The organism is Vibrio maritimus (genome assembly GCF_021441885.1).
GTDB lineage: Bacteria > Pseudomonadota > Gammaproteobacteria > Enterobacterales > Vibrionaceae > Vibrio > Vibrio maritimus_B.
On sequence record NZ_CP090438.1, the window covers coordinates 267,212 to 282,493 of the forward strand.

The 15,282-nt window shown below is 48.2% G+C and carries 13 protein-coding genes; 11 read left to right on the plus strand and 2 right to left on the minus strand.

Translation table 11 applies throughout. The features are described 5' to 3' along the window. Positions 1–14 precede the first annotated feature (14 nt). Together argH and LY387_RS01225 are read left to right on the plus strand one after the other, a co-directional pair. Complete coding sequence (gene argH / locus LY387_RS01220; protein ID WP_042502697.1) at positions 15–1,889, plus strand: argininosuccinate lyase; 1,875 nt, start codon at positions 15–17, stop codon at positions 1,887–1,889. 375 nt (positions 1,890–2,264) lie between these two features. Next, complete coding sequence (locus LY387_RS01225) at positions 2,265–2,618, plus strand: RidA family protein (protein WP_042477174.1); 354 nt, start codon at positions 2,265–2,267, stop codon at positions 2,616–2,618. 67 nt (positions 2,619–2,685) lie between these two features. On the opposite strand, the gene LY387_RS01230 is transcribed toward LY387_RS01225, so the two are convergent. Continuing rightward, a complete protein-coding gene (locus LY387_RS01230) occupies positions 2,686–3,414 on the minus strand; it encodes a redoxin family protein (RefSeq protein ID WP_042477176.1) in 729 nt (242 codons plus the stop codon). Positions 3,415–3,577: 163 nt separating this feature from the next. On the opposite strand from LY387_RS01230, the gene oxyR reads away from it, so the two are divergent. After that, positions 3,578–4,465: a DNA-binding transcriptional regulator OxyR gene (gene oxyR / locus LY387_RS01235; protein WP_234495063.1), complete on the plus strand. Its 888-nt coding sequence runs from the start codon at positions 3,578–3,580 to the stop codon at positions 4,463–4,465. 60 nt (positions 4,466–4,525) lie between these two features. Here the strand turns inward: oxyR and LY387_RS01240 are convergent, their stop codons facing one another. Further along, the gene (locus LY387_RS01240) at positions 4,526–7,174 is read right to left on the minus strand and encodes a penicillin-binding protein 1A (RefSeq protein WP_234495064.1); all 2,649 of its coding nucleotides are present in this window, start codon (positions 7,172–7,174) and stop codon (positions 4,526–4,528) included. Between the two features lie 146 nt (positions 7,175–7,320). Between LY387_RS01240 and pilM the strand changes: the two genes are divergently transcribed. The 8 genes from pilM to LY387_RS01280 all read left to right on the plus strand — a co-directional run bounded on the left by pilM (position 7,321) and on the right by LY387_RS01280 (position 15,152). Further along, positions 7,321–8,298, plus strand: coding sequence for a pilus assembly protein PilM (gene pilM, locus LY387_RS01245; RefSeq protein WP_234495065.1), 978 nt, complete (start codon positions 7,321–7,323; stop codon positions 8,296–8,298). Position 8,299: 1 nt separating this feature from the next. After that, entirely contained in the window at positions 8,300–8,911 is a 612-nt protein-coding gene (locus LY387_RS01250; RefSeq protein WP_234495066.1) for a PilN domain-containing protein, read from the plus strand. Beyond that, positions 8,911–9,489, plus strand: a complete 579-nt coding sequence (locus LY387_RS01255) for a type 4a pilus biogenesis protein PilO (RefSeq protein WP_234495067.1) — start codon at positions 8,911–8,913, stop codon at positions 9,487–9,489. The genes LY387_RS01250 and LY387_RS01255 overlap by 1 nt, the downstream gene beginning before the upstream one ends. Then, positions 9,486–9,995, plus strand: a complete 510-nt coding sequence (locus LY387_RS01260) for a pilus assembly protein PilP (protein WP_234495068.1) — start codon at positions 9,486–9,488, stop codon at positions 9,993–9,995. Before LY387_RS01255 ends, LY387_RS01260 begins: the two co-directional genes overlap by 4 nt. A gap of 89 nt (positions 9,996–10,084) precedes the next feature. Beyond that, positions 10,085–11,734: a type IV pilus secretin PilQ gene (locus tag LY387_RS01265; protein ID WP_234496033.1), complete on the plus strand. Its 1,650-nt coding sequence runs from the start codon at positions 10,085–10,087 to the stop codon at positions 11,732–11,734. 185 nt (positions 11,735–11,919) lie between these two features. Beyond that, complete coding sequence (gene aroK, locus LY387_RS01270; protein ID WP_042477283.1) at positions 11,920–12,438, plus strand: shikimate kinase AroK; 519 nt, start codon at positions 11,920–11,922, stop codon at positions 12,436–12,438. Positions 12,439–12,467: 29 nt separating this feature from the next. Continuing rightward, positions 12,468–13,553: a 3-dehydroquinate synthase gene (gene aroB / locus LY387_RS01275; protein ID WP_234495069.1), complete on the plus strand. Its 1,086-nt coding sequence runs from the start codon at positions 12,468–12,470 to the stop codon at positions 13,551–13,553. Positions 13,554–13,652: 99 nt separating this feature from the next. Beyond that, on the plus strand, positions 13,653–15,152 hold the full coding sequence (locus tag LY387_RS01280) for an SPOR domain-containing protein (RefSeq protein WP_234495070.1): 1,500 nt from the start codon (positions 13,653–13,655) through the stop codon (positions 15,150–15,152). The last annotated feature ends 130 nt before the right edge of the window (positions 15,153–15,282 follow it).

Here is a 15,282-nt window from a genome sequence, read left to right on the forward strand (position 1 = left end):
TTAGGAGAGACACGATGGCATTATGGGGCGGAAGATTTACCCAAGCAGCAGATACGAGATTCAAAGACTTTAATGATTCATTGCGCTTTGACTACCGACTTGCTGAGCAAGACATTGTTGGCTCAATTGCTTGGTCAAAGGCGTTGGTTTCGGTGGGTGTTCTTACTGAAGATGAACAGCAGAAGCTAGAGCTAGCACTGAATGAGCTTAAACTCGAAGTGATGGAGAATCCAAAGCAGATCCTAAGATCGGATGCGGAAGATATCCATAGCTGGGTTGAGCAACAGCTGATTGGCAAAGTGGGCGACCTAGGTAAGAAGCTGCACACCGGCCGTTCTCGTAACGACCAAGTGGCGACCGACCTGAAACTTTGGTGTCGTCAGCAAGGTCAGCAACTTTTGCTTGGTCTCGACAGACTGCAATCGCAGATGGTTGAGGTTGCAAGAGCACACCAAGATACCGTTCTTCCTGGTTATACCCACCTTCAGCGTGCTCAGCCTGTGACGTTTGCTCACTGGTGCTTAGCGTACGTTGAGATGTTTGAGCGTGATTACTCGCGCTTGGATGATGCCATTAAGCGTTTAGATACCTGCCCACTGGGTTCAGGTGCGCTAGCGGGTACGGCTTACCCAATGGATCGTGAGCAGCTTGCTCATAACCTAGGCTTCAGAAGAGCGACTCGCAACAGCTTGGACTCGGTATCTGACCGTGACCATGTGATGGAGCTGATGTCTATCGCCTCTATATCTATGCTGCACCTATCGCGTCTGGCTGAAGATATGATCTTCTACAACTCAGGTGAGTCGAACTTTATTGAGCTTGCGGATACTGTGACGTCTGGCTCTTCTCTGATGCCTCAGAAAAAGAACCCAGATGCCCTAGAGCTTATCCGTGGTAAAACCGGTCGTGTCTACGGCTCGCTAGCTGGCATGATGATGACAGTGAAAGCACTGCCTCTTGCCTACAACAAAGATATGCAAGAAGACAAAGAAGGGCTATTTGATGCACTCGACACTTGGAGTGACTGCATGGAAATGGCCGCACTGTGTTTCGATGGTATCAAGGTAAACGGTGAGCGTACGCTCGAAGCGGCGAAGCAAGGTTATGCAAACTCTACCGAGCTTGCGGATTACCTAGTTGCTAAAGGTATTCCATTCCGTGAAGCGCACCATATCGTAGGTGTTGCAGTAGTCAGTGCGATTGCTAAAGGCTGTGCACTCGAAGAGCTCTCTATTGAAGAACTGAAAGAGTTCTCACCAGTGATTGAGAACGATGTTTACGACATCCTGACCATTGAAAGCTGCCTAGAGAAACGTAATGCCCTTGGTGGTGTAGCGCCGCAGCAAGTTGCTTACGCGGTAGACCAAGCAGAGAAACGTCTCACAGCGCGTGATAACTCAGCGGTGAAAGTTCGCTCTGCTCGCCTGACGGACATTGATGCGCTAGAGAGCATGGTGGCTTACTGGGCGAACCTGGGTGAAAACCTACCTCGTAGCCGCAACGAACTGGTGCGTGACATTGGCTCGTTCGCCGTCGCAGAGCATCATGGTGAGGTTACCGGTTGTGCGTCGCTCTACGTGTATGACTCAGGGCTTGCAGAGATCCGCTCTTTAGGTGTTGAAGCGGGCTGGCAAGGTCAAGGGCAGGGCACAGCGATTGTTCAGCACTTGGTAGAGAAAGCACGTAAGATGGCGATTAAGAAAGTGTTCGTTCTGACCCGTACGCCAGAGTTCTTTATGAAGCACGACTTCATCCCAACATCGAAGACGCTGCTGCCAGAGAAAGTTCTGAAAGACTGTGACCAATGTCCACGACAGCATGCTTGTGACGAGGTAGCGTTGGAAGTGAACTTGGTAGAGCAAATTATTGCCAAGATGAACGTTGCGTAACCTGTTGAAAAATAGGCGAGTAACGAAAAGATCGGAAAAATTTTAAAAAAAGATCATTTTTCTGGGAACAAACAAGAAAAGGCACGGTCTATTAAAGTACCACTGCTTTTTCTTAGAAGAATCTAAGAAGGCCCCGAGTCAAGGTTGACTACGGGGCTTTTTTCTTTTTAGTGCTTTTCAAATCTCTTCCCCTTTCAATCTAAACTTCTCACTGTCGATGAATCTAAACATTTGCTTTTACCAGTAGCGGAGAAAAACTGCGGTTCGCCAAGCATGTCACAATGTTCGCGTGTTGCTTGCGCTTGGTATCCGATAGAATAGGCCTTCCTGTTTCAGCCCTATCGTTCGGATAGCCTAAAAAAGAGCAATAACATTATGATTGAACGCCTTCATACTAAAGAGCGCATGAGCCGCATCGTTAAGCACAATGGCACTATCTACCTTTGTGGTCAGGTGTGTGCAGATGCCACTAAAGACATTACTGAACAGACGCAAACCATGCTCGATAAGGTCGAGGCTCTGCTACTTGAAGCGGGCAGCGACAAAGAGCACATGCTGTCTGCGACCATCTACCTTAAAGACATGCAAGATTTCCAAGCAATGAACGCGGTATGGGACGCATGGGTACCCGCAGGCCATGCGCCAGCACGTGCTTGTGTGACTGGAGATATGGCTCGTGAAGCCTTGCTGGTGGAGATCTCTGTGATTGCTGCTGAGATTGCTAGCTAGCCATTAGCTTTCAGAAAAACAAAAAATGCGAGCCCATTTGGCTCGCATTTTTTTATGGGTAGGAAGATTAACCTAGGTAAGCTTCTAGCTCTTCGCTGCCACCAATGTGCTTACCACCGATAAATACCTGAGGCACGGTCGTACGGCCGCTTACTGCTCGTAGAGTCACAGTAGTCGCGTCTTTACCCAGTACGATTTCTTCATACTGAAGGTTGTGGTCAATCAGGTTTTGCTTCGCTTTCATGCAGAATGGGCAACCTGGCTTAGAGAATACCGTGATGGATTCTTGAGTCTTATAGCTTGGCGCGATGTAGTTCAGCATCGTATCTGCATCTGATACCTTGAACGGGTCGCCTGGCTCGTTTGGCTCGATGAACATCTTCTCTACCACGCCGTTTTTCACCAGCATGCTGTAGCGCCATGAGCGTTTGCCAAAGCCAAGGTCGTTTTTCTCAACCAGCATACCCATGCCATCGGTGAAGTCTCCGTTACCATCAGGAATGAAGGTGATGTTTTCTGCTTCTTGATCTGATTTCCACGCATTCATAACGAAGGTGTCGTTTACTGATACACATAGGATTTCATCCACGCCGTGATCTTTGAACACAGGAAATAGCTCGTTGTAGCGCGGCAAGTGGCTTGATGAACATGTCGGCGTGAAAGCACCTGGTAAGCTGAACACAATTACGGTCTTGTCTTTGAACAGCTCATCTGTTGTTACGTTGACCCACGCATCACCCTGACGAGTTGGGAATGTCACTTGAGGTACTGCTTGGCCTTCTTTAGATGCAAACATACTTATGTCCTTCTGGATAATTAAATTCTTGTGAGTCTAGCGTTGCTAACAGAGAGTAGCGTCTATCGCTTTGTTTCGTTGGGACCATTATCAAAAAAATGGTTTGATAGTTCTAATCGTTTATTGTTATGGTATCGATAGTCAATTTCTATCGGAGTAAGCGATGAACATTCGTGATTTTGAATACCTAGTGGCACTGGCTGAGCACAAGCACTTTCGTAAAGCCGCAGAGGCATGCTTTGTGAGTCAGCCAACACTGAGTGGTCAGATCCGTAAACTGGAAGATGAGATAGGTACCTCTTTGTTGGAGCGTAGCAGTCGTCGCGTGTTGTTTACCGATGCAGGCTTGCAATTGGTTGAGCAAGCAAAGCGTGTGCTTAAAGAAGTCAAAACGTTTCGCGAGATGGCAGCAGGTCAAAGTGGCGAGATGATGGGCCCTATGCATATCGGGTTTATTCCGACGGTAGGACCTTACCTTTTGCCGCGTATCGTGCCTCAGCTGAAAGAGTCGTTTCCTGATCTTGAGCTGTTCCTGCATGAGGCTCAAACGCATCAATTGGTTAGACAGTTGGAAGAAGGAAAACTCGATTGTTTAGTGCTGGCGTCAGTTCCAGAAACTGCACCATTCAAAGAGATTGAAGTCTTTAATGAGCCGATGAGCATTGCGGTGCCATGCGACCATGCTTGGGCAAAACGCGATGAGATAGAGATGGATGAGCTAAAAGGGCAAACCGTGCTATCACTGGGTGATGGACATTGCTTGCGAGACCAAGCGCTAGGTTTTTGTTTTGCGGCAGGTGCGAGAGATGACGAGCGATTTAAGGCAACCAGCTTAGAGACGTTGCGTAATATGGTTGCTGCAGGGGCGGGGATTACCTTACTGCCTGAGCTATCTCTTCCGAAAGAGAAAGAAAAAGATGGTGTGTGCTATGTGACTGCCGTCAATCCTACGCCGTCTCGCAGTATTGTGCTGGCGTACCGACCTGGTTCACCGCTTCGTGCGCGTTTTGAGAAGTTAGCAGAGTCGATTAGTAGTTATCTTGGCGAGTAGCGCTGAAATTTAGATATTAAAAAAGGGGCTTAGCGCCCCTTTTTACTTGTTAAGTCCAATCTAGAACAGACTCTCACCACCAGACTCATCATTCGAGTACAAGGTATCCGTGAGACTCTCCTGCACGTACTCTTTTGGCTCGGTGCCAATCTTGAAGTATTCAAACATGGTCGAACCATCGGTCTTGTTAGTGAGAAGGCCAGAATCACGGTCGATACGCACGCGAGTGATGTCATTCGGCACTTGTCTTGCGACCACTTCATGACCCTCGAGCGCCATACCCATAAAGTCCACCCATGCAGGCTGAGCGGTCTTCGCCCCAGCTTCGGCACCAGTGATCTGATCTTTACCTAAGTTAGGATTCGCAGTTGTACGTCCAAGCTTTCTCTGGTGGTCATCAAAACCAACCCAAGCCGTCGCTACAATACCCGGACCATAGCCGTTGTACCACGCATCTTTAGAATCGTTTGTGGTACCCGTTTTACCGCCCACATCACGACGCTTAAGTTTTTGAGCACGCCAGCCAGTACCATTCCAACCCGTGCCTTCACGCCAGTTACCGCCGCCCCAAACGTTGCTATAGAGCATTTCACGCGTCAGGAACGCCGTTTGCTCTGAGATAACCTTCGGCGCATAGCGCGGTTCGTTGGTTTCAGTCAGGTCTTCTTCGTTAAACTGAGCGATATCCAGTGGTTCGATTTCAGACGCATTAGTGGCTTCTTCAATGCTTGGTGCTGCCTCATCGGTAGCCGCCTTAGCGAACTCAGGAGCTTGCATATCTGGACAGTTTTGATGACAAACGACTTTTGGATTGGCTTCAAATTCAACCTTACCAAATGGGTCTTCTACTTTGCTGATGTAGAATGGCTCTACGTAGTAGCCACCGTTAGCAAACACAGAGAAACCCTGTGCCATTTGAACCGGTGTCAAGCTACCAGCACCCAGTGCAATGGTCTCAGAGCGAGGAAGCTTAGATTTATCGAAACCGAATCGAGTCAGATAATCACGAGTCTCATCAAGGCCGACTTCACGCAGTACACGAACCGCCATGACGTTCTTAGACTGTGCTAGACCGATACGAAGACGCGTTGGGCCTGTGTACGTCGGTGGCGAGTTTTTCGGGCGCCAAGCAGTGCCAGCACTCTTATCCCACTTGTTGATTGGTGCATCGTTAACTAGGCTCGCCAGCGTCATGCCTTTATCTAGTGCAGCTGCATAGATAAACGGCTTGATACTAGAACCGACCTGTCTAACAGATTGCGTTGCACGGTTAAACTTACTGTGTACGAAGTTAAAACCGCCCACGAGCGATAGCACCGCACCATTCTCGGGATTAATGGCAACGAAGGCCGTGTTTGCATTTGGTACCTGGCTTAAACGCCACGTGATGGCGATCGGCTCAGCAACTTGATCGTCTTCAGTCTGCGCCTCTTTTTCTTCTGGAGACACATCTGGCGTGATATCAAGATCAGCGGCACGCACCCAAACCTGTTCACCAACCGCAACCACGTCGCTCGGTGCTTTCGGTGCTGCACCTTGGCGATCATCGGTTCGGAACTTACGCGCCCAGTTCATGTTCTCCCAGCTGATGGTCTGCTCACCATAGCTTTTCACATAAACCGTCGCGGATTGGTCTGCAACGCCAGTCACAACCGCTGGGCGAAGCTCGCCATAGGTAGGCTCACGTCTCAGGTGCTTAGCAATCTCTTCGTTGGTCATGGCTGTTTGACCAGCCTTCCACAGTACTTTTTCAGCGCCGCGGTAACCGTGTCGCTCGTCGTAGTCTAGAAGGTTTTTAATCGCAGCGACATGACCCGCTTTTTGCAGCTTAGAGTCAATGGTGGTGGTGATACGCATGCCAGATTCGTAAGCTTCTTCACCATAGCGACTCACCATCCAAGCGCGCGCAATCTCTGCGACATAAGGAGCACTAAGTTCAATCTCTGCGCCATGGTATTGAGAAATAATTGGCTCAGCACGCGCCTCATCAAACTCAGCCTGCGTGATGTATTTTTCAGACAGCATACGTGATAGCACCACGTTACGGCGCTGAGTAGCACGCTCAATAGAGTAGATAGGGTTCATCGTTGATGGTGCTTTAGGAAGACCGGCAAGTACCGCAATCTCACTGAGTGTGAGCTGATCAAGGTTGCGACCGAAGTAAGCCTGTGCTGCTGCGCCAAAACCGTATGAGCGGTAGCCCAAGAAGATCTTGTTAACGTACAGCTCCATGATCTCTTGCTTTGTTAGCAACTGCTCAATGTGAACGGCGATGAAGATCTCTTTCACTTTACGCATGATCTTCTTCTCATTAGATAAGAAGAAGTTACGAGCTAGCTGCTGCGTGATGGTACTCGCACCCTGTGAGGCACTACCTGACGCGATAACGGCGACCGCAGCACGGGTAATACCGATAGGGTCGAAACCAAAGTGGTCGTAGTAGCGGCTGTCTTCCGTCGCAATGAGGGCGTCGATTAGATCTTGTGGGATCTCGTCGTAAGATATTGGGATTCTGCGCTTTTCGCCAAATTGTGCGATCAGCTTCCCATCTTGGCTAAACACCTGCATTGGTGTCTGGAGTTGGACATCTTTTAAGGTCGCGACGTCAGGCAATTCTGGTTTTACGTAGTAGTAAAACCCAAAAATTGTTCCGACTCCAAAGAGTATGCAAATCAATGCAAAAACCAACAGTCTCTTTATGAACTTCACCGAGATTTCCCTGATTAATTAAGGTTACGAGTAGGTAATTACTTGTAGGCTAGGACAAAAATATACCTATAGGGTTAATTAACGCTTATTTGAGCGTCAATCTCAACCTTTTCGCGTTGTTTATGTATTTGTTGAGGTTATTTTTCATGGCAAGAAAATGGATTACGGGGATTGATATAGGTCACCACAGCGCCAAGGCTGTTGTCTTGGTTCGCGATGGGGTGAGCCTCACCCTAGTAAACCATCTGGAGCTCAACGGATGTGGTGCTATTTTCTCCGATCCTCACACCCTTAAACATCAGGATAGTGTTAAGAAACTTAAAATTCTCCGAAAGATTGCCCCGTTAATGCGCAGTAACGCCGCGATAGTTGTGCCTGAAAGTGCCGTGATCAGTAAGGTGGTGAGCATAGAGGCAAGGCTTGAGGGGCAAGAGCAGGTTTTTGCTATCGAACAGGCGATGAATCATCAAACGCCGTTTCCTGCTGATGATATCGCTCTGGATTTTGTCCAACAAGCACCAGAGCAAGGTGCGAGCAGCGAAGCCTATCGAGTTCATGTGACTAAGCAATCAATGGTATCCAATTGGAGTCAAACCATCGCTAAGCTGGGGTTTAAACCCAAGCTGATGGATACCACTAATGGCGCCATACGTGGTGCTCAGAGTTGGCTGGTCGCTCAAGCGTCATCCCTATCGAATTTTGCCGTCTTAGAGCTTGGTCATCAGCATGTTACTTTGCTTCCTCCCACAGGCGTATCGCCTGACCTTGCTAAGTCTTGGTCGATAGATACACAAGATACCTTGCTATCTAACCCATCCGCGCGTTTTAAATCCAATTCTGAAGTGATGTTTGAATCAGTAGCAAGCCGAGTCGTCTCTCAGCTTCAGCTTTATCGGTCTGTTGCAGGCATAGACTCGATATCAGGCGTTCTGCTCATGGGTGGGCATGCGATGGAAGAGGGGTTAGCTAGTGTTGTCGCTAAACACTTATCGTGCGAGGTAAAGGTTGCTGATTATTCGACCTTGAGTTGCCACAAGAGTAAGCGCAGTGAGCGGTTGCCTGCGAGTTTTTCGGCAGCATTTGGCGTTGCGATTAACGGCCTTGACTGGTTAGCGAGTCATTAACATGGCGCTGATCAACCTACTGCCGTGGCGAGAAGAGCAGCGCAACCAACGTCGCCAGGGACTCATGCTGATGCTCATCACAGCAACATTCGTTGGCTATGTTAGTGCTTACTTCGCCATGGTTAAGACGGAAGGAGAGGTGAGCGCTCAGCGAGATCGAGTCGATTATCTGCAAACGGCAATCCAAGGCTATCGAGATGAGATCAAAGCGCTCTCGACTGCTACCAAGGAGCTCGAGACACTGGAAGCAAGACTGGATTATGTAGAGAAGCTTCAACGTCAGCGGCATCAAACCATTGCCGTCATGAACCTGCTCCCCACCTTGATTCCTGAGCAAGTTTATGTCGATAAGGTTCGCATGGAAGGGGTGAGTTTTAAGCTCAGCGGGATCGGTGAGAGTACGGCTGTACTCGCGCAAATGCTTGACCGGTTTGAGCAATCGAAGGTGATCAATAGTGTTGAGATGCACTCTATTGTTCACAACCGCGAACGATTTGGAAACAAGTTCCAATCCTTTCAGCTCTCTTTTCACCTTGATAGTGAGGCACTTTTGCTATCGGTTTCGAAAGAGCGGGTATCGAAAGAGCAACAACGGCTAGATGGTGAGCATTAATGTCATTGGATTTCGATTTAGACGACATTATCGATTGGTCATTAGGTCCGCAGCTACTCTTGGCCGCGTTCATCTTGCTGGTATCCACAATGTTGAGTACGTGGTTTTTGGTCAAGCCTAGCTATGAAGATTTGAATTATTACAAGCAACAAGAGAGCCAGCTAAAGCAAGAACTAGAGGTGGTCGCACGCAGAGCGGCAATGTTACCGATTGCAGCTAAGCAGATTGAGGATTTAACCATTCACTACGAGCGATTAATGAAGCAGCTACCTGCTCAGCAAGAGCTGGCAAGCGTGCTAGCTGCGATGAATGAGCAAGGCTTGAATAACCATTTGACCTTCACACGCATCAACTGGGGTAAGCGAAAACCTCAGCAATTTTTACTCAAGTTACCTATCGATATCGAACTGACTGGGAGTTATGACGATATCGGTCGATACACACAAGCCATTGCCGAGCTTCCAAGAATAGTATTGATTGAGAACGCCGAGTGGCAGCGAGTGAGCCTTGAGAGCAGTACTTTGCACTTTCGTGTGAATGCGTCGACTTATCAATACGTTCAGGAGCGCTTGGAATGAGAAACCCTAGGTGGACATTATGGTTTATCACGACGCTACTCGGTGGTTGCAATGCCCATCAAGACTCATTGGAGAGTTTTATTGTCATAACGGAAGCGAAAACCGAGCAACAGCACGTCTCAGAGCGCTTACTAAAACCCGCTGAACTCGTTGAATTCAAGAGTTTTCACTCTCGCTCGCCATTTGATTTACCCAAAACGGCGCTTGTTCAAACGCCAGACCGAAATAAAAGTTGCTGGCAACCTAGATCAAGAACTAAGCAAGGTTTGGAGCGGTTTCGACTCGATGAATTGCAAGTAAAAGGTGTGATGAGCAAAGGTGGAAAGATGAGTGGTCTGGTGATGTTGCCTAATCGTCGAGTGGTTCAAGTTGAGGTCGGGCAGTATCTAGGCGAGAACAACGGCAAGATTGCAAAGATCACCGATAGCGGGCTGATCATCGGCGAAACCTTATCCGATGGGTTAGGTTGTTGGTATCAGCGTCAGATTAAGTTGGCGATGAAGTAGTGGAGAAGGCAGTGCAGTATCACGTTAATTTTGGGGCTCGATATCTAGTCATTGCTCTGGCGTTAGTTTTGTTTGGCTTGGTCTCCAGTATGGTAAATGCCAACAATCTAGAGCGTGTATCCTTTGAGGTGGATGACAAGCGTCAGGGCGTCATTGTTATTGAGTTATCTGATAACGCTATTGCGGTGGATGTCGCTGGGGCTGAGTATGGTCTCGATATCATGCTCCAACAAACCTCGGTGGGCGCTGAGCAGCTATCGATCTATGATGTAACCGATTTTGCCACATTGGTGAACACGATAGAGGTATTCGATGAAGCGCCACACGCTCGCCTTCAAGTTTCCTCAACCCAAGCTGTCGACTATCAAACGATGGTAAGAGGGAATCAACTTCGAGTGACCGTTATTCCACTCACTCAAGAAAAAGCCGATGAGAAAGCGCTCGGAACCATCAACAAAGGGCAACTAACCTCGATTAACTTTCAAGATATGCCTGTGCGCAACGTGCTTCAGCTTCTTGCCGATTACAACGATTTCAATCTAGTCGTATCCGATACGGTGCAAGGCAATCTTACATTGCGATTAGATAGCGTGCCGTGGACAGACGTTCTGGACATTATCTTACGAGTGAAGGGGCTTGATAAGCGAGTGAAAGGGGACGTAGTGCTAGTCGCTCCCAAGGCTGAGTTAGACAGGCAGGAGAAGCAAGCGCTTGAAAAGAATCGACTGACCGAGCAAATAGGGCAGCTCGAGTCGCAGATCGTCAAGATTCACTATGCTAATGCGTCGGATGTCGCTGCCATGATCGGTGGCGAAGGGGCGGTGAGTATGCTCTCTGAAAGAGGCTCTGTCGCGATTGATGAACGGACCAACTCCCTGCTGTTACGTGAGTTACCGAGCAACATTAGCGTGATTAAATCGATCATTGCAGAGCTCGATGTACCGGTTAAGCAGGTACAGATTGAAGCGCGTGTTGTGACGATCAAAGAAGGTAATGTTGAAGAGCTTGGTATTCGTTGGGGTGTCAGTTCGACCAATGGCAATACGACAATTGGTGGCTCTATTGAGAGTAACCTGGCCGCTGCGGGTATTGGTGACGGGAGTCTTGAAATCGATGATATTCTGAACGTAAACCTGCCAGCCATTTCCGACAATGCATCGAGTATCGCCTTTCAAGTGGCGAGTTTGGGTTCAAACACCTTGTTAGACTTAGAACTCTCGGCACTGCAAAACGAGTCAAAAGCAGAGATCATTTCCAGTCCGAGGCTTATCACCACCAATAAGAAATCCGCCTACATTGAGCAAGGGACTGAGATCCCATACCTCAAATCCACTTCAAGTGGCGCAACTGCGGTAGAGTTTAAAAAGGCGGTGCTCTCGCTTACCGTCACCCCACAAATTACGCCGGACAATCGACTCATTTTAGATTTGGACGTTACCCAAGACCGTGTTGGTGAAGTGCTGAAAACCCTCGAAGGAGAAACGGTCGCAATCGATACTCAACGGATTGGCACCCAAGTATTAGTCAACAATGGCGAAACGGTGGTTTTGGGAGGAATTTATCAACATTCCTTTTCAAATAAGATAGATAAAGTGCCGCTTCTCGGTGATATTCCGGGTTTAGGTGCATTATTTAGACGAACCTACGAAAATATCGGCAAGAATGAGTTATTAATCTTTGTCACGCCACAGATCATTACCCCTACACCCTTCGTGGCTGAGCTTGGTAACTCATTGTAATTTAGCCAGTAATTGAAAATGACTAAAAATAAAGTTGCATTCAAGTCACCTTACCTTGATAATTTCGGGTCTTATCACGACTTATCTGTGAGGAATCGGTGCCACAAGCCCTTTTTTCCGAGGCTCCTTATCGGTCTTTTCTTGTGGCGATGTCATTGAATTAACGTTGTAAATTAATGCTGAACATGGCTGAGAAACGTAATATTTTTCTTGTTGGCCCTATGGGTGCCGGCAAAAGTACAATCGGTAGACACCTAGCTCAACAACTTCATATGGAGTTTGTTGATTCTGATACCGTAATTGAAGAGCGCACAGGCGCAGACATCGCATGGGTGTTTGACGTTGAAGGCGAGGAAGGTTTCCGTAAGCGCGAAGAAACCGTTATTAATGATCTAACCGAGCAGCAAGGTATTGTACTTGCTACTGGTGGTGGTTCTGTAAAGAGCAAAGACAACCGTAACCGTCTGTCTGCTCGCGGTATCGTTGTTTATCTAGAGACTACTATCGAAAAACAACTAGCTCGCACAAACCGCGACAAAAAACGTCCATTACTTCAAACGGATAACCCACGCGAAGTACTAGAGAACCTAGCGGACGAGCGCAATGATCTATACAAAGAAGTGGCGGACTATGTTGTTCGTACTGACGATCAAAGTGCAAAAGTGGTAGCCAACCAAATCGTAAAAATGCTAGAAGAAGGTTAATCAAACCTTTTTTATTAGGAGAGCAAACCATGGAACGGATTACGGTCGATCTTGGTGAGCGCAGCTACCCAATTTCAATTGGTGCCGGGTTATTCAAAGACTCGGCTCAATTTGCCCAAATTCCAGACGGAAAATCGGTGGTGGTGATTACCAACACCACAGTTTCCCCTCTATATGCTCAAACCATTCTTGAACAGCTTGATAGCAAAGGGTGTAAGACCTCACTGCTAGAATTGCCGGATGGTGAGCAATACAAATCGTTAGACACTTTCAATACCGTGATGACCCATTTGCTTTCCGGCAACTATGGTCGTGACGTGGTGGTCGTTGCTCTTGGTGGCGGCGTGATTGGTGACCTAGTCGGCTTCTCTGCCGCTTGTTATCAGCGCGGTGTTGATTTTGTTCAGATCCCAACGACTCTGTTGTCTCAAGTCGACTCGTCTGTTGGCGGCAAGACTGCAGTTAACCATGAGCTGGGCAAGAACATGATTGGCGCCTTCTATCAGCCTCAATCTGTCATTATCGATATCGAGTGTTTGAAAACCCTTCCAGAGCGAGAGTTCGCTGCTGGCATTGCAGAGGTTATCAAGTACGGCATCATCTACGATCCGTCTTTCTTTGAGTGGCTTGAAGAGAATCTCGACAAGCTGTATGAACTCGATCAGCAAGCACTGACCTACGCGATTGCACGTTGCTGTCAGATCAAAGCTGAGGTGGTCGCGCAAGACGAGAAAGAGTCGGGTATTCGTGCGTTATTGAATCTAGGTCATACATTTGGTCATGCGATTGAAGCAGAACTAGGGTATGGTAAATGGTTACATGGAGAAGCGGTCTCTTCAGGTACGGCAATGGCGGCGCATACTGCACAACTGCTTGGTGACATTACACCAGAGCAGGTGACGCGTATCATTAGTCTGCTTGAGCGTGCTAAGTTGCCGGTGCACACACCAGAATCAATGAGCTTCGATGATTTTATGAAGCACATGATGCGCGATAAGAAGGTGCTTTCGGGCAAGCTTCGTTTGGTGTTGCCAACGTCTATCGGTACCGCTCAGGTCGTCTCTGACGTACCAAGTGACTTGATCAAGCAAGCAATCGATTTGTGTCGACAGTAATGTCGTCTCATTAAGCCTTAGTTAGGCTGATGACGCTTATATGAGAAGAGGCTCCATTGTGGAGCCTTTTTTAGTTTGGATGGTGTAAATAGGAAACGAATGAGTTTGTCCTACGAATTGCGAGTGCTTGAACTCGACTCGCAGACACAATTACTTGAGCGAATGCAGCTGTTAACTCAGTTTGCATCGAACTTTGTTGTCGTCAAAGGAGAAGCCGGAGCCGGTAAAACGTGGTTGGCACATCGCTTTTTAGAAGCGTGGTCGCACGACAAAAACCAATCGCTGGTCACCTGTCTTGCGAATCAAGAAGACGAGGTGAATCGCGGCAACATCTTAAGGCAGTTGTTTCCTCAATCGATGTACAGCACAACAGATTCTCTCAACGACAGTGTCGAGCGTATTTTAGAGGGCGAGTCCTGTAACATCGTGATTGTGGTAGACAATGCCCATCACGCCTCGCAAGCACTGCTAGCTGAACTGTGGTTGTTGTTCACCGCGGCCCAGCACACCCCGAAGCAAAATATTAGTATTGTACTGTTTACCGCTAGTGACTCCGTGTCGAGCAAGCTTTCCCGGCTAAGCCATGGTATGGAAGCGAAGCCCGTTGAGCTGGATGTGGATGAGCTGTCGGACGCGGAAGCAGAGCAGTTTTTTGACAGTTTAGTGCTTCGCTATCTTGATGAAAGCGTTGAAAAAAGAACCAAAAGCGCGTTTACTAATACCAGACCACTTCCCGGAGAGATTTTGGCGCTAGGAGAGCACAAGGTGGAAAAGAAAGTGATTATTCGTTCTTTAGTCGGTTCGCCGGCTAAGATTGCAGCCACAATTGCAGTGATTCTCTTACTGCTGTTTTTGGGCTACCGTTGGCTCCTGCAGTCACCAAAACCAAGTGTTGAGCCGCTAGAGTCAGCATCGAGCGAACAAACGGTCATTCCGACCTTAGATCAGCCACAAGATGCGGCGACGCTCGAGCAAGCAGAAAAGGCCAATCGAGAGATGCCTGATGATCTAACAGCAACGGATGACTCATTGGCACTGCCTCCGACAGTAACGTCAGAAACCGCGAGTGTGGGCGAAGCGGAATCGGGTGAGCGTGTTGTCATTACCTCCGATGTCGTAGATGCTCTGCTTGAGGATAAAACGGATATTGCTGCCGAGAAAGCCACGGAAATACAGCAAGCGGTGGATAGTGCCAGCTCTAGCGCTCAGCAAGCGACTCGCTCACCACAAACGCCACCAGAAGAGACTGTGGTCGAGATAGAAGAGACCGAAGCGCTGCAAACGCCAATTACTTTCTCTTTTGCGAGAGACCAGCTCAATGCACTGCCATCGAATAGTTACACGCTGCAAATTGCGGCAATGACCGAGATGGAAGACGTGCAGCTGTTCCTAAACCAGCACACCTTCGATAAACCAATTCGTGTCTACCCGACGCTGCGCGGTGAGGAAAAGTGGTATATCGTTACCTATGATAACTTCCCAAGCATTCAATCGGCTCGAGATGCGGCAGATAACCTCCCTAGCGAGATTAAGTCGCTGGGTCCTTGGCCAAAAGCGATGAGCCAAGTGAAACGAGAAATCGAACGCTGGGCTGAATAAGCTTTCGACCTGGTCGCCTGTGAGCGAGTTAACGGCGACTCAGTCAACATTTACACCAAGCGCTGTTGACCTTTCTACCAGAAAGGTCAACATAACAATTTGAATTATGATATATTCCCCAGCCTTAATT